This is a genomic window from Shewanella sp. GXUN23E, from assembly GCF_050865035.1.
In the GTDB taxonomy this organism is placed as follows: Bacteria; Pseudomonadota; Gammaproteobacteria; order Enterobacterales; family Shewanellaceae; genus Shewanella.
The window spans coordinates 48,571-71,457 of sequence record NZ_JBOZWP010000007.1; the positions used below are offsets into that span (position 1 = coordinate 48,571).

General features: G+C 54.9%; 21 protein-coding genes. 14 read left to right on the forward strand and 7 right to left on the reverse strand.

The window, feature by feature from the left end:
- Nucleotide 1 precedes the first annotated feature (1 nt).
- Nucleotides 2-1,099, reverse strand: coding sequence for a hydrogenase small subunit (locus tag ACRRUX_RS08490; protein ID WP_432529166.1), 1,098 nt, complete (start codon nt 1,097-1,099; stop codon nt 2-4).
- 240 nt (nt 1,100-1,339) lie between these two features.
- Here ACRRUX_RS08490 and ACRRUX_RS08495 point away from each other — a divergent pair, with 240 nt between their 5' ends.
- The 12 genes from ACRRUX_RS08495 to ACRRUX_RS08550 all read left to right on the forward strand — a co-directional run bounded on the left by ACRRUX_RS08495 (nt 1,340) and on the right by ACRRUX_RS08550 (nt 12,048).
- Nucleotides 1,340-2,035 (forward strand): HyaD/HybD family hydrogenase maturation endopeptidase, encoded by a 696-nt coding sequence (locus tag ACRRUX_RS08495; RefSeq protein ID WP_432529168.1) that lies wholly within the window; start codon nt 1,340-1,342, stop codon nt 2,033-2,035.
- On the forward strand, nt 2,035-2,385 hold the full coding sequence (locus ACRRUX_RS08500; RefSeq protein ID WP_432529170.1) for a HypC/HybG/HupF family hydrogenase formation chaperone: 351 nt from the start codon (nt 2,035-2,037) through the stop codon (nt 2,383-2,385). Before ACRRUX_RS08495 ends, ACRRUX_RS08500 begins: the two co-directional genes overlap by 1 nt.
- 26 nt (nt 2,386-2,411) lie before the next feature.
- Nucleotides 2,412-2,837 carry a hypothetical protein gene (locus ACRRUX_RS08505; RefSeq protein WP_432529172.1) on the forward strand — a complete coding sequence of 142 codons (426 nt, stop codon included), beginning with the start codon at nt 2,412-2,414 and terminating at the stop codon, nt 2,835-2,837.
- On the forward strand, nt 2,834-3,706 hold the full coding sequence (locus tag ACRRUX_RS08510; RefSeq protein WP_432529174.1) for a hydrogenase expression/formation C-terminal domain-containing protein: 873 nt from the start codon (nt 2,834-2,836) through the stop codon (nt 3,704-3,706). The genes ACRRUX_RS08505 and ACRRUX_RS08510 overlap by 4 nt, the downstream gene beginning before the upstream one ends.
- The gene (locus ACRRUX_RS08515) at nt 3,699-3,920 is read left to right on the forward strand and encodes a rubredoxin (RefSeq protein ID WP_432529176.1); all 222 of its coding nucleotides are present in this window, start codon (nt 3,699-3,701) and stop codon (nt 3,918-3,920) included. The genes ACRRUX_RS08510 and ACRRUX_RS08515 overlap by 8 nt, the downstream gene beginning before the upstream one ends.
- On the forward strand, nt 3,913-4,566 hold the full coding sequence (hybE, locus tag ACRRUX_RS08520) for a [NiFe]-hydrogenase assembly chaperone HybE (protein WP_432529178.1): 654 nt from the start codon (nt 3,913-3,915) through the stop codon (nt 4,564-4,566). The genes ACRRUX_RS08515 and hybE overlap by 8 nt, the downstream gene beginning before the upstream one ends.
- Entirely contained in the window at nt 4,563-5,756 is a 1,194-nt protein-coding gene (locus tag ACRRUX_RS08525) for a nickel-dependent hydrogenase large subunit (RefSeq protein WP_432529180.1), read from the forward strand. Before hybE ends, ACRRUX_RS08525 begins: the two co-directional genes overlap by 4 nt.
- A 166-nt stretch (nt 5,757-5,922) precedes the next feature.
- Complete coding sequence (locus ACRRUX_RS08530) at nt 5,923-7,416, forward strand: sigma-54-dependent transcriptional regulator (RefSeq protein WP_432529182.1); 1,494 nt, start codon at nt 5,923-5,925, stop codon at nt 7,414-7,416.
- A 77-nt stretch (nt 7,417-7,493) separates the two neighbouring features.
- The gene (locus tag ACRRUX_RS08535) at nt 7,494-8,798 is read left to right on the forward strand and encodes an ATP-binding protein (protein WP_432529184.1); all 1,305 of its coding nucleotides are present in this window, start codon (nt 7,494-7,496) and stop codon (nt 8,796-8,798) included.
- Nucleotides 8,788-9,783 carry a hypothetical protein gene (locus tag ACRRUX_RS08540; RefSeq protein WP_432529186.1) on the forward strand — a complete coding sequence of 332 codons (996 nt, stop codon included), beginning with the start codon at nt 8,788-8,790 and terminating at the stop codon, nt 9,781-9,783. The genes ACRRUX_RS08535 and ACRRUX_RS08540 overlap by 11 nt, the downstream gene beginning before the upstream one ends.
- Entirely contained in the window at nt 9,780-11,240 is a 1,461-nt protein-coding gene (locus ACRRUX_RS08545; protein ID WP_432529188.1) for a nickel-dependent hydrogenase large subunit, read from the forward strand. Before ACRRUX_RS08540 ends, ACRRUX_RS08545 begins: the two co-directional genes overlap by 4 nt.
- A gap of 40 nt (nt 11,241-11,280) precedes the next feature.
- Entirely contained in the window at nt 11,281-12,048 is a 768-nt protein-coding gene (locus tag ACRRUX_RS08550) for a hypothetical protein (protein WP_432529190.1), read from the forward strand.
- A 21-nt stretch (nt 12,049-12,069) separates the two neighbouring features.
- Here the strand turns inward: ACRRUX_RS08550 and ACRRUX_RS08555 are convergent, their stop codons facing one another.
- The 5 genes from ACRRUX_RS08555 to ACRRUX_RS08575 all read right to left on the reverse strand — a co-directional run bounded on the left by ACRRUX_RS08555 (nt 12,070) and on the right by ACRRUX_RS08575 (nt 18,665).
- Nucleotides 12,070-13,503 carry a methyl-accepting chemotaxis protein gene (locus tag ACRRUX_RS08555; protein WP_432529192.1) on the reverse strand — a complete coding sequence of 478 codons (1,434 nt, stop codon included), beginning with the start codon at nt 13,501-13,503 and terminating at the stop codon, nt 12,070-12,072.
- A 1,094-nt stretch (nt 13,504-14,597) separates the two neighbouring features.
- Complete coding sequence (locus tag ACRRUX_RS08560) at nt 14,598-15,317, reverse strand: TorF family putative porin (protein ID WP_432529194.1); 720 nt, start codon at nt 15,315-15,317, stop codon at nt 14,598-14,600.
- A gap of 105 nt (nt 15,318-15,422) precedes the next feature.
- The gene (locus ACRRUX_RS08565; protein ID WP_432529196.1) at nt 15,423-15,785 is read right to left on the reverse strand and encodes a cupin domain-containing protein; all 363 of its coding nucleotides are present in this window, start codon (nt 15,783-15,785) and stop codon (nt 15,423-15,425) included.
- 42 nt (nt 15,786-15,827) lie between these two features.
- Nucleotides 15,828-17,312 carry a CoA-acylating methylmalonate-semialdehyde dehydrogenase gene (locus ACRRUX_RS08570; protein WP_432529198.1) on the reverse strand — a complete coding sequence of 495 codons (1,485 nt, stop codon included), beginning with the start codon at nt 17,310-17,312 and terminating at the stop codon, nt 15,828-15,830.
- A gap of 21 nt (nt 17,313-17,333) precedes the next feature.
- Nucleotides 17,334-18,665 (reverse strand): aspartate aminotransferase family protein, encoded by a 1,332-nt coding sequence (locus ACRRUX_RS08575; protein WP_432529200.1) that lies wholly within the window; start codon nt 18,663-18,665, stop codon nt 17,334-17,336.
- 242 nt (nt 18,666-18,907) lie between these two features.
- Here ACRRUX_RS08575 and ACRRUX_RS08580 point away from each other — a divergent pair, with 242 nt between their 5' ends.
- Entirely contained in the window at nt 18,908-20,404 is a 1,497-nt protein-coding gene (locus tag ACRRUX_RS08580) for an aldehyde dehydrogenase (protein ID WP_432529202.1), read from the forward strand.
- 55 nt (nt 20,405-20,459) lie between these two features.
- Here the strand turns inward: ACRRUX_RS08580 and ACRRUX_RS08585 are convergent, their stop codons facing one another.
- The gene (locus ACRRUX_RS08585; RefSeq protein ID WP_432529204.1) at nt 20,460-21,767 is read right to left on the reverse strand and encodes an NAD(P)/FAD-dependent oxidoreductase; all 1,308 of its coding nucleotides are present in this window, start codon (nt 21,765-21,767) and stop codon (nt 20,460-20,462) included.
- 214 nt (nt 21,768-21,981) lie between these two features.
- Here ACRRUX_RS08585 and ACRRUX_RS08590 point away from each other — a divergent pair, with 214 nt between their 5' ends.
- Nucleotides 21,982-22,530, forward strand: a complete 549-nt coding sequence (locus ACRRUX_RS08590; protein ID WP_432529206.1) for a cupin domain-containing protein — start codon at nt 21,982-21,984, stop codon at nt 22,528-22,530.
- Nucleotides 22,531-22,887: the final 357 nt, after the last annotated feature.

The following is a 22,887-nucleotide window of genomic DNA, read 5'->3' on the forward strand; positions in this document are numbered from 1 at the left end:
GTTACTCTCCTTTTGACTGACTGCGTTTCAGGGCTGAAATACCGGCATGAACGGCGATGGCGCCACCGACAATCCCGGCTGCGGTCAATCCCACCTCATCGGCGGTGGACTCCACACCGAACTGGTGGATATTGCTCAAACGATTGTAGAAACTTCCCTTGTCCCAGAATCCATCTTCCGAGCAACCAATACAGGGGTGACCTGACTGAATGGGGAATGACAGCCCGCCATTCCACCTGATGGTGGAGCAGGCGTTGTATGTTGTGGGGCCCTTGCAGCCCATCTTGTACAGGCAATAGCCTTTGCGGGCGCCTTCATCATCCCATTCCTCGACAAACTGACCGGCATCAAAGTGGGGACGGCGATAGCATTTGTCGTGAATACGCTGGCTGTAGAACATTTTTGGCCGTCCCTGACGATCCAGCTCCGGCAGTCTTTCAAAGGTCAGGATAAAGGTCACCACCGCGGTCATTACCTCGGCGATAGGCGGGCAACCGGGCACTTTGATGATGGGCGCATTGCCAATGCCGGGAACCTTGTGGATTGGCGTGGCACCGGTCGGGTTGGGGGCGGCAGCCTGCACACATCCCCAGGATGCACAGGAACCCCAGGAGATAATCGCCTTGGCATGTTTGGCGGCTTTGCGTAATTGCTCTGTGTACGGACGCCCGGCGATGATGCAGGACATTCCGCCGGTGTTTTCCTGCTCCAGCCCCGGATTGCCCTCACAGGCCAGAATGTACTGGCCATCATATTTTTCAATGGTTTCAGCCACAATGGCCTCCGCCTGATGGCCGGCCGCCGCCATGATGGTGTCGTCGTAATCGAGTGAGATCATCGACAGGATGACATCTTTTGCCAGTGGATGACCTGAACGGATAAAAGACTCTGAACAACAGGTACATTCAAGGCCGTGCAACCAGAGTACGGGAATGCGCGGTTTGGTTTCCATCGCGTGAGCGATTTTAGGGGCGAAGGCCGGGGGTAAGCCCATCGCTGCGGCTGTCAGACTGCAATATTTTAAGAAACTGCGGCGGGTTATTCCCTGCCGGCGCATGACCTCGTAGAAGGTTTCAACCATGATCCTGCCTCTTGTCATTTGGAATTATTGTGCCGTGATCAGAGCAGAAGCCATGCCATCCATTAAATAACCAATAAATTCAATATGATGTTAAGTCTTCTTGATTTGGTGTTGGTAAGTTTCTTTGCAGTTTCTATCCATATCGAAAGTTAAGTTTTCGTTTTTATTGTTAGCGAATAAAGTGGAAAATTCGCTTTCACTTTGGATGAAAAACGTATTAGGTTGTTTCAAATTAGTGATTCATGCTGAAGGTGATAAATGGTGAGAAACACGCTGATCCTGGGGATAGGTAACCTGCTGTGGGCCGATGAAGGTTTTGGCGTGCGTGCCGTGGAAACCCTGGACTCGCTGTATCAATTCGACAGTCATGTCACTTTGCTGGATGGCGGAACCCAGGGGCTTTACCTGTTGCAGTTTATTGAGCAGGCGCAGTTGCTGGTAGTGTTTGATGCCATCGATTACGGCCTGGCTCCCGGTACCCTGAAGTTGGTTGAAGGGGATGATGTGCCCAGTTTTCTGGGGGCCAGGAAGATGAGTCTGCACCAAACCGGATTTCAGGAGGTGCTGGCGCTGTCGCAGATGCTGGGTCACTACCCGGAGCAGTTGCTGCTGGTCGGTGTGCAGCCGCAGCAACTGGAAGATTATGGCGGCAGCCTTACACCACTGATGCGCAGTCAAATCACTCCTGCCATTGATGCAGCTCTGGCGTGGCTCGCCAGGCAGGGCATAGTGGCCAGCAGTCGGGCGCACCCGCAAACCGCAGAGCAGACTCTGGCCGGGCCGGAAATCCATATTGAAAGCTATGAAGCCGGACGGCCCGATGCGCAGGCCGCCTGTCGCAGCGGTGATGGACGGGTGTTGTACTCCCAGCGCTATGACCTGCAATACCGGCCCCATCCCCTCGAGCCTGACGGCTGTATCAGCTGCGATGTAGACCACAGAGGAAAGTATTGATGTGCATCGGTTTACCTATGCAAATCGTGGCGGTGTGGCCGGGGGGCGCCCAATGTGAGGGTATGGGGATCCGCAGGCAGGTTGACACTTTGCTTATCGGCTCGCAGCCGGTGGGCACCTGGGTGCTGGTGTTTCTGGGCAGTGCCCGGGAAGTGCTCAGCGCGACTCAGGCCAGCCAAATCGGAGAGGCGATTCAGGCGCTGGAGAGCGCAATGAGCGGGGATTCGAGCCGGTTGGATGAGGCGCAGATTGATATCTGCTTTGCCGATCTGGTGAATCGTGAGCCGCCCAAACCCGAATCTCTGCTGGATCTGGAACATCGCAGGCAAACCCTACCCAAAAAACGCTGATCAGCAACTGAAACAGGACATCCAATATGCCGACATCTTTGGTTGAACGCTTGCTCAAAACACAGGGATACCTTCAGGTAGACAGTACCAATCTGGCCGATTTTCTGGCGTCAGCCCATGAAGCGGTATTGTTTTTTACTGAGGATCCGCAGCGTTTTCCTGAAAGCAATGATGTGGCGGCCATTCTGCCGGAAATTATCCGTCATTATCAGCCCAGATTAACGGCGGCCGTGGTCAGCCGGGCCGCTCAAAAAGAACTGCAGCTGCGCTTTAACTTCAGTCAGTGGCCCAGCCTGGTGTTTATCAGGGATGGCGTGCGGCTGGGGGTCATCAGCCGGGTGCAGAGCTGGGGTGATTATATTGCGCAGATAGATGAGTTGCTGGCACGCCCGACCCGGGAGCAGATCCCACTGCGACACATTGACTCGTTGGCACAGGGAGGACCGCTGTGAGTACTGAATATATCCCGGTGACTGTGATTGGCCCCGGCTCGCAACCTGAAAGTGATGATGGCCTGAAAAGTGATTTTCAGCAGTTTCCGCAGGATATCTCGGTATATCGTGCCCCGCCTTTACCTGAGCCGGAGGCCGTCACTGGCCTGGGTGTGGCGTTTCAGCGGGCGGCGCGGCTTGCAAGGGAGCTGGGGGATTTTTGTCCGGATGGTCGGCAGCGGGTAATTGAACTGGATGATCTGGATGATGAATGCCGGCAGTTCTTTGATCAGCTGCTGGGTAATGGTGAAGTGAGCATTCAATACCAGAGCAGTGTGCGGGCACAAATCCAGGAGTCGGTATTGGCCGGGGTATGGCGGGTTCGCTACCTAGATGCGAAGGGGCAGGTCACCCGCGATACGGTTGAGGTCGGCGACATTCCGGCAGTGGTTCGCTGGCAGACTTTTACCCAGGCGCAGAGTGAGTTACATCCTGAAGACATTGAATTTCCAGGTGATTTATACAACGCCGCTCCGCTGCTGACGGAAATTGCCGACCGGTTACCCCACAGCGCCAGGGCATCCCGGCCCCATGTTATCAACCTGTCGCTGCTGCCCCATTCACAGCAGGATCTGCAGTTTCTCAGCACAGTGCTGGGGACCGGACCTACGCTGATCCTGTCGCGGGGGTATGGCAACTGCCGCATCAGCAGTACAGCTACCCTGAATACCTGGTGGGTACAGTATTTCAATTCCCAGGAAACCCTGATCCTCAATACGCTGGAGATCAGTGCTATCCCGGACGTTGCCTGTGCAGCGGTCGAGGATATCGCCGACAGCAGACAAAGATTGCTGGAGATCCTGGCCGTTTACGGAGTATCTGATGACTGATTTTCTGCCCGGCTCCTACGGTGGCGACGACCGCAAACTGTCGGGTAACACCCGGCTGGAATGCAAAATATGCTGGTATGTGTATGACCCTGCATTGGGGGATGACTACTGGCAGATTGCGGCGGGCACACCTTTTGCGCAGTTGCCCGGAGACTGGCGCTGTCCAGAGTGTGATGGTGACAAAAGCGGATTTATGGTGCTGAGCGATGACTGATACAGATGATGCCATCGCCGTTGCCAGGGTACTGGAGCAGGTATTTATTCAGATACTCAACACCCGGATGCTTGATATGCCGGTGATTAATCCCGGATTACAGGTTCAGGCGCTGGGATTCAGACGCTATGGGGATTGCTGGTTGGGGGCGCTGATCACGCCCTGGTTCATCAATCTGGTGCTGTTGCCGACACATCAGGACTGGTCCTGCCTCGGTATATTGAGCAAACACCGGCATGAGTTTCCATCTGGCCGTTATGAGTTTGTCCTCGGACATGAGCCACAACTGGGCTTTTTCCAGAGCTGTTCTTTGTTCTCGCCGGTATTTGAATTTGCCTGCCAGACCGGCGCCCTTGATGCCGCGGCGGCAGCCCTGAGCGCCATGACGTCGCCACCTGCGGTTCACGCAGAAGAGGATTCCCCGCAAGACTGGCCCGCCCAAATGCCGGTCGAAGCAATTGACTCTCCAGGGAATGGCTGTTTGCCCGCTAACAGGGATTGTTTGACCCCGGCGATGGCTGATGTGGGCGACATTGATGCGTGTGCCAACGACGCGGGCGCTGATAACGCAGTCAGCGAATTACCGGCAGATGCGCAGCGCGCCGCATTTATCCGTGGCCGTTTTGGCCGGAGGCTGGCCGAATGATGGGGCTGATGCAGCAGCGCTCAACCCGTATTCCTGAGGGGGAGCTGGCGATTGATTGCCGCGCCTTGCCCGAGGTTCGGATCAGTTCAAGTCGCGGCTTTGGGCTGCAAAAAATGCTGGCAGGCAAGACGCCACAGCAGGCTATCGGGCTTATGCCTGTGCTGTTCAGTGTCTGTGGTTATGCTCATAAAGAGGCGGCCAGACTGGCGCTGGGCGCAGCACTTGGCGATCAGGATATCGCGCTGGCTCAGGAGCGTGAGCAGCGCTCTGAGCAACAACTGATGGTGCTGGTGGAAAGTTGCCGGGAGAGTCTGCTGCGTCTGATGCTGGATTGTTATCCCGCGGTCTATGGCAAGTCAGCGCCGGTGGATACTCTGTCGTTTCTGGGCGGTCTTTGTCAGCGCTTTTCTCCGGCGCTGACTGCGTTTAATGGTCAGGACAGCCGAGCCTGCAGCCGTATGGTTGCCGCGCTGGGGGATTTTGTCCGTAATCTGCTGTTCGCCGGTGACATTGAAGGATTCACCCGGCTTAACAGTATCCCCGGACTGCTGCGCTGGTGTCAGTTGTCTGAATGTTTTGCTGCCGATCTGCTGACGACTGTCTCCGATATGTCGAGCTGTGTCAGTGGCGATGATGCCAATGCCGTGTTCGGCCGTGGATTAATGAGCCAGGATCTGGCCGGGATCGCACCTGTGCTTATCGGCCGTGACGCTGCCGGGTTTATTGCCAGGCCGACACTGAATGACAGTCCTGTGAATACCGGCTGTCTTGCCCGGCAACAACAACATCCGTTGATGAAATCATTCAGTTTGGCGCCACAACTGGCCTTGCTGCAGCTTTGGTGTGCCCGTTTGCTGGATATCGCGGCCATGCCCGAAGCACTCAAAGGGATAAGCGCTGGTGCTCCGGCAAACTGGGCGTTCTCTGCTCACCGGGGCTTGGGCGGTCGTGGCAGCGGTCTGGTCGATGCTGCCCGCGGCGCACTGGTGCACAGTGTCGAGCTGCATGCCGGCCGTATTCATCGCTATGGCATAGTGGCGCCCACCGAATGGAACTTCCACCCTCAGGGTTGGGTCGCGCGTCTACTTGGGCAGATAGATGCTCCATCACCGGCGCTGACCCGACAGGCCATGCTGTGGGTGATCTGGGGGGCAGATCCCTGCGTGGGCTTTCAGCTGGAGGTGCAGTGATGCCGGTATTAGGAAAGAGGGCGCAGGCGGCACGGGCTGTCGTGATTGTTCAGTGCAGCGGCAAATCCGGCCATCAAGGCGGGGATCGCTGCGGACAGATACACAGCATCGATGCCAGGCTGCGGCTTTGCTCTGCGCGTGAGCCTACAGGGATGGGAGCCGCGCAATGACCAACTTACCCGGCATATTGGTGGTGGATGATGAGCCGCGGTCGGTCGAGGCGCTGCTGCGGATCCTTGAGGATGATTTTGAGGTGTTTACCGCAACATCGGCCAGACAGGCGGAAGATATTCTCGCCCGGGAATGGATCCAGGTATTGCTGTGCGATCAGCGCATGCCCGAGATGAGCGGTATCGCCTTTTGCGCCCGGGTCAGGGAGCAATGGCCGGCGGTAGTGCGAATTATAATCTCAGGCTATACCGACAGCAGTGACATCATTGACGCCATTAACGAAGGGGGTATCTATCAATACATCACCAAGCCCTGGCATCCCGAAGAGCTGACGCTCAAGATCAAAAATGCCGTGGAGTTGTTTCAGCTGCAACGGGAAAACGAACAGCTGGGCATTGAGCTGCGGCTTAAACCCGACTCCCTGGAGCAATCGGTTGCTGAGCGTCGCCGGGTACTGCAGGAGCGATTTGACTGGGATTTGGGCATAGTACGCGGAGCTGACAGCGTGATGAATCAGGTCTGCTTTCGGGTTCGGCAGGTGGCACCTTTCGATGTCAATGTGGTGATCCAGGGGGAAACCGGTACCGGTAAAGAGCTGTGCGCGCGGGCGCTGCACTACAACAGCCTGCGCAAGAATGCGCCTTTTGTGGCTGAAAACTGTGGTGCGGTGCCGGATGATCTGCTCGCCAGCGAACTGTTTGGCCATAAACGCGGCGCGTTTACCGGTGCCAATGAAGATCGTACCGGACTGTTTGAAATCGCCGATGGCGGCACTATTTTTCTCGATGAGATTGGCGATGTTTCTCCGGCCTTTCAGGTGAAATTGCTCAGGGTGTTACAGGAGGGAGAGATCCGGCCACTGGGCAGCAATACCCGCCGCAGAGTCAATGTCCGGGTGATATGTGCCACCAACCGGGATTTGGAGCAGGAAGTCGCGGCCGGCCGCTTCCGCGAGGATTTGTTTTATCGACTGGCCAACTTTGTCATTCATTTGCCGGCCCTGCGCCATCGTCCCGGTGATATTGAACCGCTGGCCCACGCCATTTTGCATGAACAAATGGCGCTGCTGGGCAAGTCGGTCAAAGGCTTTACCCGCGAGGCGCTCGATCAGTTCCGGCAGTACAGCTGGCCGGGCAATGTGCGCGAGCTGCAAAACGAAATCAAAAGAATGCTGGTGCTGGCACAGCACAATGAGTTGAGTGCGGATCTGATTTCCTCCAAATTGCTGCTCAATGCCTCAGCCGATGATGAGCTGGTGCTGCAGGAGCTGATGTCTGTATGCGGCCACAGCGGAACCCTAAAAGACCGGATTGAACAGGTCGAGGCGCAGATCCTCAAAGAAACGCTGGTGAGATTGCGCTGGAATAAAACCCGGGCGGCGGAGGAGCTGGGGCTGTCCAGAGTGGGACTGAGGGGCAAACTGGAGCGCTACGGACTGGAGAAAAATGGCGCGCAGCTGGTGACTGCTGAATCTCAGGTGAACCGATGACAGATACCCGGGGGACATGTCGGCCAACCATTGACACCGGAAGTGATGCATCTGCGCGGGGCAGGGAGCGCGCTGGCTTGCCGCTGGAGGAAGCCACCTGGATGGAAGTGATCCTGCAAATGGATCAGGTTTATGCCGAGCTGGTGAACTCCCAGGTGATTCTGGAGCAGCAACATCAGGCCGTGAAAGAAGCGCGCAACTTTATCGACAGCGTGCTGGCAGCGATGTCGGATGTGCTGGTGGTGTGCGACAAACAGAATCTGATTATCGACGCCAACCCGGCTTTTGAGCGGCTGGTGGGTAAACATCTGGCGGCACTGAAAGGCAGTTGTCTGAGCCACTATTTCCATCAGGATGACAAGTCACAGGTCATCGCGCTGGCGGATGCCATTCGCGCCCGGCCCATGGCCGATGTGGAGATGCGGCTGCTGGGCGGTGACGGCCAGGCGGCGGTGATGTCGTTTAACGGCACCCCCAGATTCAGTGCCCGTCATTATTACAGCGGATATGTGTTGACCGGGCGGCCTATGGGAGAGTTGCGGCGCGCCTATACCGAGCTGCATGAGGCGCATCAGCGCCTGAAATCCACTCAGCGACAGCTTATCCAGTCGGAAAAAATGGCCTCTCTGGGGCGATTGGTCGCCGGGGTGGCCCATGAACTGAATAATCCCATCAGTTATGTGTACGGCAACATCCATTCCCTGTGGCGCTATCAGGCCCGCTTTAAGCAATATATTGAGGCCATTCACCGGGGGATTGAGCTGCCGCAGCGCGAGGCTTTGCGGACTGAACTGAAGATCGACCGCAGTCTGGAGCATATGGACTCGGTGCTTGCCGGAACCCAGGAGGGCGCGGAGCGGGTGAGCGAAATCGTGCAGAATCTCAGTCGCTTTGCCAATCCGGTGCAGCGTGAACAAATCGATTTCGATCTGGCCAGAATGTGTCGCACCGCCGTCGACTGGGTCGGGCGTGCCGCCAGTCATCAGCCTGCTGTGACGCTGACATTGCCTGATACCCTGATGGTAAAAAATCATGAGGGCTATGTGCATCAGATCCTGATCAATCTCATCCAGAATGCCTTCGATGCTCTGGAGCATCAAACACAACCCCAGTTGGGGATCAGCGCCATGCAGCTGTCCCATTTTGTGGAAGTGAGTGTCCGGGATAATGGTCCCGGCATCGCCGAAGCAGATCTGGTGAGAATTTTTGACCCCTTCTTTACCCGCAAAGAGGTTGGCAAGGGCACCGGATTGGGCCTGTATATCACGTACGGGCTGGCGCGGGAGCAGTGTGGCGGTATGCTGGAAATCAATAATCATGCCGATGGCGGGGTGCTGGCATGTTTGCGCTTACCGCTGCAGGGGGCCGTCCATGAGCAGTAAGGTGTTGTGGCTGCAATCCGGCGGCTGCGGTGGCTGCAGCATGTCGTTGCTGAATGCTGAAACGCCCCATCTGTTCAACCAGTTTTCCCGCTATGGTCTGGAATTGCTCTGGCATCCGTCGCTCAGTGAGCTGGATGGCCGCGATTTACTGACGCTCCTGCAAGCCATATGTGACGGCGTTATGCCGCTGGATATTCTGTGTCTGGAAGGGGCGGTGCTCAGGGGGCCGGAGGGCAGTGGTCGATTTCATATGCTCGGCCCGGATCAGCCGATGATGCACTGGTTACGCCTGTTGGCAGCCAAAGCCAGAATGACGGTTGCCATTGGCAGCTGTGCGGCATTTGGCGGCATCACCAGCGCCGGGGAAAATCCGGCCCAGGCCTGTGGATTGCAATTTGAAGGCGCTCAGCCAGGGGGGCTGTTGGCGGCGAACTGGCAGTCACTGTCCGGCTTCCCGGTGATCAATATTGCCGGTTGTCCAACGCATCCGGATTGGGTGATGGAGACACTGGGGATGATTGCCAAAGGGATGCTTGACCATGCGGCATTGGACAGTTTCAACCGTCCGGCTTTTTATACCCGTTATCTGGTGCATCACGGGTGCCCGCGCAATGAATTTTATGAGTACAAAGCCAGTGCCGAACGTCCGGCACAGCAGGGATGTATGATGGAACATATGGGTTGTCTGGGCACTCAGGCACATGCTGATTGCAATATTCGGTCCTGGAATGGTCAGGGCTCCTGTCTTAAAGGGGGGTATCCCTGCATTAATTGCACGGCTCCTGAGTTTGAGGAGCCACAGGGCTGTTTTGTTGAAACCCGAAAAATCGCCGGTATCCCCGTTGGTTTGCCGACAGATATGCCCAAGGCATGGTTTGTGGCGCTGGCCTCGCTCTCCAAGGCCGCTATGCCTGCCCGCCTGAAGGATAACGCTACCGCTGAAAGCATAGTGACACCTCCCATTGCCAGGGAGAAAAAGCGATGAATAAACGTATTCTCGGACCGTTCAGCCGGGTCGAGGGGGATCTTGAAATCAAGATCGACAGTCATCAGGGGAAAGTCACTGCAGCCTATGTGACCTCAACGCTTTTTCGCGGATTTGAAACCATTCTCAAGGGGAAAGATCCCCGGGATGCATTGGTATATACGCCGCGGATTTGCGGCATTTGTTCCGTATCCCAGTCAGTTGCTGCGGCAACTGCACTGGCCGGTGTCATGGGCCTGCAACCGACAGCCAATGGGCGACTGGCGACCAATCTTATCCTCGCCTGCGAAAATGCGGCGGATCATCTGACGCATTTTTATCTGTTTTTCATGCCGGATTTTTGCCGCCGTCCCTATCAACACCAACCCTGGTTTGATGATATTGCCCGGCAGTTTACCGCGCAGACCGGCGATGTGATGGGAGAGGTATTGACTGCCCGCAGCCAATGGTTGCATTTGACCGGTATTCTGGCCGGCAAATGGCCGCATTCACTGGCTTTGCAGCCCGGTGGCAGCAGTCGGCCGGTATCGACCCAGGAGATCCTGAAAATGCAGCTGCTGGTTGCCGGTTTTCGGGAGTTTCTGGAGACCCGGCTGTTTGGCTGCAAACTGGAGCGAATCAACGCACTGGGTACTGAGGCCGAGCTGAAACTGTGGCACCAACAGCACAGAGCCAGTCATTTCGGGCAGTTTTTATCGCTGGCAGCAAGTGTGGGGTTAGATGGACTTGGTCAGGTTAATTTGCCGCTACTCAGCTTTGGTGGCTATCCCCAATCGGTGATGGACTTCAGTTTCCGGCGGGGGCTGAGATTGCCCGATGGTGCCCTGCAGGCAGTGCATGCAGACCTTATCAGTGAGGATACCAGTCATAGTCTGACCAATCCGGCGATGTCGGCATTGCACCCCTTTGATGGCGAAACCCTGCCCAGCGCCCGGTGTGAAACCGATGACCGGCACTATACCTGGTGTAAAGCGCCGCGACTGGATGGTAACGTGGTTGAAGTCGGGGCGCTGGCGCGTCAGGCCGTCAATGGTCATCCCCTGATGCTGGAACTGATCGACGGTCGGGGCTCTTGCGTTCGTTCGCGTGTTATCGCCAGAATGCTGGAGCTCAGTTTGCTGGTGTGTTTGACCGAGCAGTGGCTTGGACGACTCGATCCGGCGATGGCATTTTGCAGTCATGGCGAGATCCCGCAGTCGGGGCGTGGGGCTGGGCTGATTGAAGCGGCCCGCGGTGGGCTTGGGCATTGGTTAACCGTTGAGGATGGCCGGATCGCCAATTATCAGATAATCGCGCCCACTACCTGGAACTTTTCCCCCAGAGATCAGCAGCATCAGCCGGGAGCACTGGAGCAGGCGCTGGTGGGCGTGCCTGTGCATGAACAGGATGCGGATAATGTTGAGGTTGCCCATGTCGTCCGTTCATTTGACCCCTGTATGGTGTGCCGGGTTCACTGACAACGGGCATGTCCGAAAAATGGAGGCTTAGACAAATACCATGACTGCCGGAATATTGTTGCTCGGGTTCTTTGTTGGCATGAGCCACGCGCTGGAGGCGGATCACCTCGCGGCCATTGCCACGCTGGCATGCAAAAATCACTCTGTCGGCGCCATGGCCAAGCAGGGTATTGCCTGGGGCATTGGTCACAGTATCACCCTGTTTGTGTTCGCCGGCTTTGCATTGATACTGGGAACGGTTATCCCTCAGAACTATGCCAGTATGCTGGAGATGCTGGTAGGCGGCATGCTGATTGTGCTCGGGCTGGATGTCGCCAGACAGTTGCAGGTGAGTCATAGCCACAGGGCAAGGGGGAAAATCCACTGCCGGCAGACCGGGTTGCAGGCTCAGAGCGACGTTAATGCGGTCACTGCTGAGGCTGAAACGGGTACTGCTGACACCTGCCATGCCCTCCTGCATCATCCTTCATCAAATCAGGCATCTGCGCCTGAATCCACCACCCGGGCGTTGGGCATCGGCCTGATGCATGGCACCGCCGGATCTGCAGCCCTTATTATCCTGGCAATGGGCGAGACTCAGGGCCTTGTGCCCGGGCTGCTCTATATTCTGCTGTTTGGTATCGGCTCAATCGTGGGAATGGCGTTACTGTCAATGACCCTGATGTGGCCGATGCTGAAAATACAACACCATGACCTGACCCGCTGGTATCGGCTTACTCAGTATCTGGTTGCACTGGTGAGCTGTGTGCTGGGAGTCACCGTGGTGTTCAGAGCATGGTTCACGATAGCCGGGGCGGTGGCGAGCTAACCCTCAGGGCGGTGGACAGGATCAGCGCGCACCGGGAGTCAGGCTGCTTTTCAATGTGCAAAGGTCGCGCTCCAGGTCATCGAGCAGGGTATCTGACAATACTGATATCTGCTCGGAATCTCCTGCTGGAGACGTTTGCGATTGATTCAGCAAAGATAACAGCTGTTCAAGCTGCTGCCTGATATCGGCAAGCTGCAGTATGGGTGATGTTGGCAGGGGTGTTGCTTGGGCGACGGTGTCGGTGGCTGCAGCGCCGCTTGTGACTGCCGCCGTGAGCGCTGTCGCTGTGTCTATCACCCGTTTCAGCGTCTCTTCTGCCTGACTGCTGTTATTTCCGGCATGATTGGCCAGCTCCCTGACCTCATGGGCCACCACCGCAAACCCCCGTCCCATTTCTCCGGCTCTGGCGGCTTCAATGGCCGCATTGAGTGCCAGCATATTGGTTTGCGACGCCAGCGTCCGGTTTTCTTTGAGCAGCTGTGCCAGCTCCCGGCAGTGCCGGCTAAGCTCAGTCAGCTGCAGCTCATCCATGGCATGGGTTATTGATGGGCTGGTCTGACATTCAGCGACGGAAGTCTCAGCGGCTCCGGTCATTGTGGCTGCTGTATTGCCGACATCATTCAGTTCATTGTCCATTTCGGTCAGTGTTTGTAGCAGGGCAGACAGTCCGGTGTTGAGTGAGGAGATAAGTCCGGCTGGCTGCGGTATTGGCTGCGTGCGATATTGTGGATTCCTGAGCCTGGTTTCCATGGCCTGCAGGCAACGCTGTTGGGTTTGCTGTTGTGCCTGACTGGCTTCCTGCTGCAGCGTCTGGCGAGCGGTATACTCCTCAGTCAGCTGCTTAATTTGACGCTGTAAATGGTCAATCTGCAGCCGTCGGTCGTTGGCGTTTTTACGATTTGCTGAGCTTACCGACATCAGCAGCAATGCCAGCAGGACAAAAGATAGCAGCGCCAGTCCCGATGCCTGCAACTGCTGCTGTGACAGCTGTTGTTGCCCGAGCCTGAGTGCATCAGCGCGGCTTGCCAGTGTGGTCAGACTGTGCGCTTTTGCCTGCAGCAACGCGTCGTGCAGCGAAGCGTTGGCTGACTGTATTTTACTGTTCAGCAGGGTTATCTCGGTTTGCAGTTCAGTGAGCTGGGTCTGACTCAACTGATATTGATTCAGCAACTGTGTCAGTGTTGATGACAGTGATTTTTGGCCGGCGATCTCCAGTGAAATTACCAGTTTTTGCCACACAGCCTGTTGATTGGCGGACGGCGGATATTCAGGTTCGGACTGCAGCAGATTATTCAGTCTGGCGGCGTAATATAGTCGGGTAATGTCATTGTCGGCTCGGGCATCCTGTATGATTTGCGCCAGTGCTTCGGTCAGTGCCTGCCTGTGGCCCGGCAGCACTGATGCGCTCAGGGCCTGATACTGCGCCTTGAGCGTTGGCAGCAGGGACTGTAACACCGAGAGCCGGTCAATCTGTGCGGTCAGTGCTTGCCAGTGCTCAGGTGAAAGTTCAGAAAGAGACCGGGCATAGGGCTGCCAGCTGGCTGGTGGGTGGGTTAAGGAAATTGGCTGAGGAGATGCTGTCACCGTTGGAGTCAAAGCATCCAGGGCACCTGCCAATTCATTCCACCGGGTTTGTAAGGGGATTAACGACTCCAGCTGTTGTCTCAGAGCCTGTTGCCGGTTTTGGATGGCGACGAGGCTTCCGACCGCCAGAGCGAGCAGTAATAGCATGAATAGAAATATTCCCTTCAGCCTGGTTATTTTCATGTCCCTGTATCCATGTCAAAGGACGTTACCGGCAGGGAAGACATTGGATTGATACCACTCAATCGTCAGTCGGCGCTGTGCTCTGAATGTGGCAACGCCCTACTTATGCCTTCCTGATAGTTAGCTTTCTTATAATAACCATGAGTTTAGAACATTCTGACAGGTTTGCCTGAACGCGGGCCAAAAGACGGAACCGTCTCTCAGCAGCTGCACATAAATTTGCACAAACAGAGGGATAAAAAGGGCAGGGAAGACGTTGATAACTGATTGAACCGGGCGTTTGGTCAATCATTCAGGAGCAAGCGTTACTTTTGCTGTGCTTCCTGTTCATCCAGATAAATACCGACAGCCAGACTCATGAGAATAATCAGTGCGAAAAAGCCGCTTAAAGTCAGTGCTAACGTGTCTGCGCTCATGGTGTTTTCCGGTTATCTGTATTTAAGTTGCGCGAAGTATATAAAATGACCAGTTTGGTCGCAAGATTAAATGTTAAAAAACAATTTCAACCATTGAAAAAGGCTGAATCTTACTGTTTCGATATGTCTGTCCGGGGAATTATTCCGAACGCGGCAGTGAAAGTACTATTTCTCAGGTTTTTATTTGCCGGTTTGGCACCCTGTATCGGTATCAGAGGTGATTGTATGGCGCATTGCCGGTAGGGTAAGGGATGAAAATACAAAGCTCAAACAGAGCCTTGCGCCCGGCATGGAACCGAAGTTTGTGAGTCTCGCGAATAACGCAGAGCAGGGACGGCATCAACCGTCCCCGCCATCATGGCATCATCAGAATGCGTAGCTGGCGCTGACCAGTACAGTGCCTTCAGTATTGAACAGATCTTCTTTAACCTGATACTCAGAGCCAATGTCGGTATCAAGCCAGCCTACCGAGATACCTACCCCGGAAAACTCGGTCGATACCGCAATGGAGTAGTCGATATAGCTGCCGCCGAAACCCTCGTCGACGGCATCACCTGAGTTGTTACCTATATGCAGGTCCAGACTGAAGTTTTCAGCAAACTCCCAGCTGTAATTCAGTTCGATATAGTTGTAATTCAGGTCTGCACCACCGTAATCATTGGTATACCAGTAGGCGGCACGGAAACCGTAAAAATCGGCGCCGACAGTTCCTTCAAAGTAATCGTAGTCGCTGGTTTCACCTAAGTAGTTGTAGCGCAGCAGGGTGACATCAACAGAAACATCATCATTGATTTCATGGGCGTAACCGGCGTAAAGATCCAGTTCAATTTTAGTGTCGTCCTCTGGACCGAAGTCGACATTACTGGCCCAGGCGCCGATGAAGAACCCGGAATCAAATCCGTAGTCCAGCGAGCCGGAAACCTGAAAGCCTTTGTCTGTCTGGGATACACCACGGAAACGATAGTCGTTGGCCACCCCGACTTCGCCACTCAGCTCACCGGCATTGGCCAGCGGTGACAGCAGGGCCCCCGTCAGCAGGATCCCGGTCAAGTGTGCCAGTCTTTTTTTATTGAAATATTTATCCACGCTCGATTCTCCATTTTACTTTTGTTGACAGGGACGCTGGCAAAGCGGCGTCCTTTCTGTTTGCCAAACATCAGCTCTGGGCTGCGACCACATGGCGGGGTTCCGTTATGGATGTTGCTCGAAAATCACATAAATTTTTTTGCATTGGTCAACCACTTCCCATGTGCCCTGAAAGCCAGCGGGGATGACAAATTTATCTCCGGCTGCGACGGTCAGGCTATTGCCTGCTTCGTCCTGGATAATACTGAGCCCGTCCAGAATGTCACAAAATTCATGTTCGGTATACTTTACATTCCACTTTCCCGGGCCACTTTGCCAGGTTCCGCAGTGAAACTGTCCGCACGGACTCGTATATTGATTACTAACTATTTGCTCTGGATTCCCTTTTATCAACTTTTCAGCGGGTAAATAGTAGCGCTCGATGGTGCCGTGCTGGTGTTTTATCAGCTGAATATTCTGTATCTGCATGTTCGTTTTATGCTCCGCAAAGGGGGCGTTGGCCCCCTGAATTTATTTCATGGTTGGCATAATGAAGTCAGCACTGAGTTGTTTTGGCCAACGTGCAGTGATGGCTTTGCGACGGGTATAGAAACGCACGCCATCGGTGCCGTGCATGTGCAACGGACCAAACAGTGAACGTTTCCAGCCGCCAAAGCTGTGAAATGCCATCGGTACCGGGATTGGGACATTAACGCCGACCATGCCAACCTGCACTGAATGGCAGAAATCACGGGCCAGCTCACCACTTTGAGTGAATATGGCTGTGCCATTGCCATATTCATGGTCATTGATAAGGCGCAGGGCTGAGGTGTAGTCCGGCACCCGCACTATGCTCAGTACCGGGCCGAAAATCTCTTCGCGGTAAATTTGCATCTCCGGGGTGACATCATCAAACAGGGTGGCTCCCAGAAAATATCCGGGACTGTCGGCCATGGTTTGACGCCCGTCGACCAGCAGCTTTGCCCCCTGACTGATGCCGCTGGCAATATAGCCGGCTACCTTATCCTGATGCGTGCGGGTAATAAGAGGCCCCATTTCCATCTCTGGCTGCATACCATCACCCACTTTCAGCGCGGCAATTTTAGGCAGCAGTTTATCCACCAGCGCATCACCCACGTCGCCCACGGCCAGGACGACAGAAATGGCCATACAGCGCTCGCCGGCTGAGCCATATGCCGCGCCCATCAGGGCATTAACGGCAGAATCCAGATCTGCATCTGGCATCAGCAGCATGTGATTTTTGGCACCGCCCAGCGCCTGTACCCGTTTACCGTGCGCTGAGGCGGTGCTGTAGATATACTCGGCAACCGGGGTGGAACCCACAAACGACACCGCCTGAATGTCCGGATGAGTCAGCAGCCCGTCGACCGCGACTTTGTCACCGTTGAGCACATTGAAGACCCCGTCGGGCAGACCGGCCTCGGTGAGCAATTCTGCAATTCTCAAAGCCGGTCCGGGGTTGCGCTCGGATGGTTTCATCACGAAGGTGTTGCCGCAGGCAATGGCGATGGGAAACATCCACATGGGCACCATTACCGGAAAATTGAAAGGAGAAATACCGGCGACCACACCCAGCGGCTGATTCATCGACCAGGCATCGACACCTGAGCCCACCTGCTCTGTGTGTTCACCTTTGAGCAGGTGGGGAATACCGCACGCAAATTCAACAACTTCGAGACCTCTGACCAATTCGCCGCGGGCATCGTCAAGCACCTTGCCGTGCTGCTGACAGATAAGAATGGCAAGTTCATCCATATGCTGTTCAACCAGCGCTTTGAATTTGAACAAGACCCGTGCGCGATTCAGTGGGGTGGTTGCTGACCAGGGGCCGAAGGCCGCCTTGGCAGCGGCGATGGCAGTATCAACATCTGATGATGTTGCCATGATCACCTCGGCACATGCCTGGCCGGTGGCTGGGTTAAATACGGTCTGGCGGTGCAGGCGGGCATCACATTCGGTTTGCCGGCCGTTGATATAGTGGCTGTATGTCGTCATGGGAGCTCTGTTATTTATGGATTAATCGATGGTGGTAATGACATCGGCAAGAGTATTGACCAGCTGATCTATGTGGGCTTTTTCCACGATCAGCGGCGGTGACAGGGCGATGATGTCGGCAGTGGCCCGCACCAGCACTCCTTTGTGGAAACAACGTTCAAACACGTCATAGCCGCGCTTGCCGATTTGCGCACCGGGGGCAAACTGAATGCCGCCGACCAGACCTGTGTTGCGGATATCTATGATGTGGGGCAGTCCGTTAAGACTGTGCAGCGCCTGTTCAAAGTAAGGTGCCAACTCTGTGGTGCGCGCAAACAGGTTTTCCTGCTGGTAAATATCCAGTGTGGCGAGCGCCGCTGCGGCAGCAACCGGGTGACCTGAGTAGGTGTAGCCGTGGAAGAACTCAATCATGGCCTGCGGGCCCTGCATGCAGGTATCGTGAATGTACTGCTGCACAAACACTGCGCCCATGGGGATGGCACCATTGTTGATGGCTTTGGCTGTGGTCATGATATCTGGAGTGACATCCCACTGGCTGGCAGCAAAGGCGCCACCGACTCGCCCGAACCCTGTGATGACTTCATCAAAAATCAGCAGGATACCGTGCTTTTGGGTGATTTCACGCAGGCGCTGCAAATAGCCTTTAGGCGGCAGAATGACCCCGGCAGAGCCGGACATTGGCTCGACGATAACGGCCGCGATGTTCTCGGCGCCGTGCAGGGTGATCAGACTCTCCAGTACGTCCGCCTTATTTGCCCCATGCTCCGGCAAACCTTTGGAAAAGGCATTGCCCGCGATATCCAGAGTATGAGGCAGGTGATCGACGCCCCCCAATAACTGTGGGCTGAATCCTTTGCGGTTGTTGCCAATGCCACCGACTGAGATGCCGCCAAAACCGACGCCGTGGTACCCCAGCTCACGACCGATAAAGCGGGTTCGGGTTGCCTGACCATTGGCTCTGTGATAGCAAAGCGCCATTTTCAGTGCGGTGTCGACTGACTCAGAGCCTGAGTTGGTAAAAAACACCCGGTTCATGCCTGCTGGGGCGATCCCGCTCAGTCGCTCGGCCAGTTCAAATGCCAGTGGATGGCCCATTTGAAAGCTGGGGGCGTAATCCATCTGGCGGATCTGATGACTGACAGCCTCGCTGATGGCCTGTCGGCCGTGACCGGCGTTACAGCACCACAGGCCAGCGGTGCCGTCGAGTACCTGACGGCCATCGGGATCCCGGTAGTACATGCCTTCGGCGGAAGCCAGCAGTCTGGGATGTTGTTTGAATTGCCGGTTGGCGGTGAAGGGCATCCAATAGTGGTCAAGATTCCCTGCAGACTGCTCTGTTCGTTGCTCAGCCATAAGCATCACCTTTATGTTGTTGGCTTGTTAATGGGTGTTTGTTATTTGGCATACTATGTCAGAAATTTCGAACACAAAAGACCTTTGTGCAGTTTTTCAAGGCAAATGTGCAAAATGTGTAAAAAATATTGAAATGATGTGCAGCCGGAGGCTAATCTTGGACAAACTCAACCCGGGACAGGACGATGTGTACAGTGCCACAGCCCGGACTCGCAGACAGAATAAGGATAATAAGGGGACATATGAGTGCAGTAACAACCAAGGCGCAGTGGCTGCAACTGGCCGACAGCCTCACTGTTCGTGGGCAGGCGTTCATTGACGGTCAGTACGTGGATGCGGCCAGTGGGGCGACGTTCGAGTGTATCAGCCCGGTAGATGGCCGCTTGCTCGCTCATGTCAGCAGTTGCGACAGTGACGATGCGCAGCTGGCGGTTGCCAGTGCCAGAGCCAGTTTTGAGTCTGGTGTCTGGTCGAAAATGGCGCCGGTAAAACGCAAGCAGGTGATGATTCGGTTTGCCGATTTGCTTGAGACTCACGGCGATGAACTGGCCTTGCTGGAAACCCTGGATATGGGTAAGCCTGTCAGTGATGCCAGAGGTGTGGATATCCCCGGTGCGGCCAGGGCATTGCGCTGGTCCGGTGAGGCCATCGATAAAATCTATGATGAAATTGCGCCCACTGCCGACAATGAAATCGGCATGATCACCCGTGAGCCCGTAGGGGTCGTGGCAGCCATTGTTCCCTGGAATTTTCCGCTGCTGATGGCGTGCTGGAAATTGGGGCCTGCGCTGGCGAGTGGCAATTCGGTGATCCTCAAACCGTCGGAGAAGTCACCGCTGACGGCTATTCGCATCGCGACGCTGGCGGTGGAAGCGGGTATCCCGCCCGGCGTGCTCAATGTGTTGCCTGGCTTTGGTCATACGGTCGGTAAGGCGCTGGCGCTGCATATGGATGTGGATACTCTGGTGTTTACCGGCTCGACCAAAATTGCCAAACAGCTGATGATTTACGCCGGTGAATCGAACATGAAACGGGTGTGGCTGGAGGCCGGCGGTAAAAGTCCTCACATTATCTTCAATGATTGTCCGGATCTGCGTCAGGCAGCCAAAGCTGCGGCGTCAGCTATCGCTTTCAATCAGGGCGAGGTTTGTACAGCAGGTTCCCGACTGCTGGTGGAATCTGCCATCAAGGATGAGTTGCTGGCTCTGGTCGTGGAGGAGCTTGGCAACTGGAAACCCGGGCATCCGCTGGATCCGCAAACCACAGTCGGTGCGGTGGTTGATGCTCAGCAATTACAAACTATTTTGAGGTATGTGGAGCAGGGCCGGCAGCAGGGGGCGATTCTGGCCTGTGGCGGTGAGCAGGTGCTGGCCGACACCGGCGGGGTATATGTGGCACCTGCGGTGTTTCATGGTGTCACTAATGAGATGACGATTGCCAGAGAAGAGATCTTCGGCCCGGTTCTGAGCGTTATCGAATTTGATGGTATGGAAGAGGCGGTGCGTATCGGTAACGATACCATTTATGGCCTGGCGGCCGGGGTGTGGACATCAGATCTCAGCAAGGCGCATAAAACGGCTAAGGCGCTGCGTACCGGCATGGTGTGGATTAATCACTATGATGGTGGCGATATGACTGCGCCTTTCGGCGGTTATAAACAGTCAGGAAATGGCCGCGATAAATCCCTGCATGCATTTGACAAATACACTGAGATCAAGGCGACCTGGATTGCGTTGTGAGGGTGAGTGACTGAGTCAATGTAAAACCGGACTGGAGCAGTCCGGTTTTTTTGTGTCAGAACAAATCTTTCATTCGGTGATACAGCATACCGGCGGCCAGGATGGGCGAGCGCAGCGCCGGACCGCCCGGGAAGGTCATGTGCTGGATGGCGGCAAAGATATCAAAACGCGCCGTTTGATTGTTGATGGCCTCAGCCAGCACTCTGGCCGCCATGTGGGTGGCATTCACCCCATGACCCGAATAAGCCTGAGCGAAATAGATGTTGGGACTGTCCGGCAGTTGACCAATCTGCGGCATCCGATTGGCGCCAATTCCTATCATGCCGCCCCATTCATACTCTATGTTTACCCCTTTCAGCCGGGGGAATACCCGCTCCATATTGGGCCGCAATGCTCTACAGATATCTTTGGGGTCCTTGCCCGAATAGGTGCACAGCCCACCAAACAGCAGGCGGTTATCGGCGGACAGACGGAAGTAGTCCAGCGCAATGCTCATATCGGCAAAGGCCATATTGTGGGGGATAATCTGCTCGCAGACCGATTGCGGTAAAGGTTCTGTCGCCAACAGATAACTGCCGGCCGGCAGCACTTTGCCCCCGATGTGCGGCTCCAGTTTGTGGCCAATATAAGCGTTGCCGGCTAATACCAGAAAACGGCTGTTGACCTGTCCACTGGCGGTTTTTACTCTGACGGTATCACCTTTGATGATCTCAGTGGCGGCGCTGTGCTCATATATTTCTACGCCCAGTTGTTTGGCGACTCTGGCTTCGCCCAGCACCAGATTGAGTGGATGCAGATGGCCACTGCCCATGTCGAGCAGTCCCCCCTGATAACGATTTGAACCAATCACCTCATGCAGCTCGGATTTGGGCAGTAGCCTCAGTTCGTGCCGGTATCCCAGGGCACGCAGATCGTCTATCTCGTCCTGCAATTCCTGCATGTGCCTGGGCTTCATGGCCAAATCACAAAACCCCATTTGCAAATCGCAATCGATATGATGGTTGGTGATGCGCTGCTTGACGATGTCCACGGCTTCCAGCCCCATTTGCTTGATGGCGCGGATGCCTTCTTTGCCTATGGTGGATTCAAATTGTTCGAGATTATGGCCTATGCCGCGGATAAGTTCGCCACCATTGCGTCCCGAGGCGCCCCAACCAATCCTGTGAGCCTCCAGCAGTACGACTTTATAACCCAGTTGTGCCAGTTCGATGGCGGTATTCACGCCGGTAAATCCCCCGCCAACAATGCACACATCGGTATCGACTGATGCTTCCAGGCTTGGGTGCTGTGTCAGCTCTTTAGCTGTGGCGTAATAAAAGGAGGCGGGATAATTGTCACTGTGGATTGGGGGTTTGGCTGGCATGTTGACTCCATTCTTGTTTTTAGTTGTAAGTGAATCCGTCCCGGTATATCAATATACGGCAAAGAGTGTATCAGTCTGTACGAGAGTGTTCATTTTATTTAACATGCTTTCATGATATAATACAAAACAAATTCAGCACTGCTATTTGTTGCACCCGACGATGTGCTGTGTACCCGCCACCACTGGATGTGGTGAAGATTGGAGGATTTGTGATTTGGATATAGGTGCCAGCCTCAAGGCTGTTCGGAAAATGAAAGGCCTCTCCCAGCGGGAACTGGCCAAACTGGCCGGTGTAACCAACAGCACCATCTCAATGATAGAAAAGAACAGCGTCAGCCCTTCTGTCAGTTCGCTCAAAAAAGTGCTTTCCGGTATCCCCATGTCTTTGGTGGAGTTTTTCTCTATTGGCGAAAATGTTACGGCAGAGCAAAAGGTGGTTTATCGTTCCAACGAATTGCTGGATATCGGCACCGGTCCGCTGGAGTTCAAACTCATTGGGCGTGATTATCCCAACCGCGCGATGTCGGTGATGTATGAAACTTATCCTCCCGGCGCCGATACCGGGGAAGATATGCTGCGTCATGAAGGGGAAGAGGCGGCCATGGTCATTGAGGGGCGATTTGAGCTGACAGTCGGGGATGAAGTGTTTATTCTGCAGGCCGGTGACAGCTACTATTTCAACAGCGAACAACCCCACAGATTCCGTAATCCTTTCGATACACCCTGCCGTTTGGTCAGTGCTACCACTCCGGCGAATTTTTGATGTAACGCGTTGCGCTTGCCATACTCGCTGGCCGAATTTTATTCTCGGCCAGTTGATTCCCCTCCTTATGTAAATAATTTCGACCAATGTGTCGGTGTTTCTCCCTTTTTACCCTCAGTATCAAATCCTTAACGGTTTGGGCAAGAGCCCCTTTCTCCTCGACTCTCTATACCCATAAACTTCCTGTGTTTATCAAGTAAAGTTAATAAAAACAGCTTGTTGTCTGCATTGATTTAGACACCTTAATACTTGCTCCATTTGCGCTTGCCTGTGCCTGTAAATCCGTGTAGTGTGTGAAAAAATGAACACGCGCAACAAGCGCGTAACAAACAGGCCGGCAGTGTAATTAGAGGTGGT

Excerpts from the sequence above, each read along its gene's own strand:
- ACRRUX_RS08490 (WP_432529166.1), bottom strand. The coding sequence starts at position 1,099 with ATGACAAGAGGCAGGATCATGGTTGAAACCTTCTACGAGGTCATGCGC.
- ACRRUX_RS08495 (WP_432529168.1), top strand. The coding sequence starts at position 1,340 with ATGGTGAGAAACACGCTGATCCTGGGGATAGGTAACCTGCTGTGGGCC.
- ACRRUX_RS08500 (WP_432529170.1), top strand. The coding sequence starts at position 2,035 with ATGTGCATCGGTTTACCTATGCAAATCGTGGCGGTGTGGCCGGGGGGC.
- ACRRUX_RS08505 (WP_432529172.1), top strand. The coding sequence starts at position 2,412 with ATGCCGACATCTTTGGTTGAACGCTTGCTCAAAACACAGGGATACCTT.
- ACRRUX_RS08515 (WP_432529176.1), top strand. The coding sequence starts at position 3,699 with ATGACTGATTTTCTGCCCGGCTCCTACGGTGGCGACGACCGCAAACTG.
- hybE (WP_432529178.1), top strand. The coding sequence starts at position 3,913 with ATGACTGATACAGATGATGCCATCGCCGTTGCCAGGGTACTGGAGCAG.
- ACRRUX_RS08525 (WP_432529180.1), top strand. The coding sequence starts at position 4,563 with ATGATGGGGCTGATGCAGCAGCGCTCAACCCGTATTCCTGAGGGGGAG.
- ACRRUX_RS08530 (WP_432529182.1), top strand. The coding sequence starts at position 5,923 with ATGACCAACTTACCCGGCATATTGGTGGTGGATGATGAGCCGCGGTCG.
- ACRRUX_RS08540 (WP_432529186.1), top strand. The coding sequence starts at position 8,788 with ATGAGCAGTAAGGTGTTGTGGCTGCAATCCGGCGGCTGCGGTGGCTGC.
- ACRRUX_RS08545 (WP_432529188.1), top strand. The coding sequence starts at position 9,780 with ATGAATAAACGTATTCTCGGACCGTTCAGCCGGGTCGAGGGGGATCTT.
- ACRRUX_RS08550 (WP_432529190.1), top strand. The coding sequence starts at position 11,281 with ATGACTGCCGGAATATTGTTGCTCGGGTTCTTTGTTGGCATGAGCCAC.
- ACRRUX_RS08565 (WP_432529196.1), bottom strand. The coding sequence starts at position 15,785 with ATGCAGATACAGAATATTCAGCTGATAAAACACCAGCACGGCACCATC.
- ACRRUX_RS08570 (WP_432529198.1), bottom strand. The coding sequence starts at position 17,312 with ATGACGACATACAGCCACTATATCAACGGCCGGCAAACCGAATGTGAT.
- ACRRUX_RS08575 (WP_432529200.1), bottom strand. The coding sequence starts at position 18,665 with ATGGCTGAGCAACGAACAGAGCAGTCTGCAGGGAATCTTGACCACTAT.
- ACRRUX_RS08580 (WP_432529202.1), top strand. The coding sequence starts at position 18,908 with ATGAGTGCAGTAACAACCAAGGCGCAGTGGCTGCAACTGGCCGACAGC.
- ACRRUX_RS08585 (WP_432529204.1), bottom strand. The coding sequence starts at position 21,767 with ATGCCAGCCAAACCCCCAATCCACAGTGACAATTATCCCGCCTCCTTT.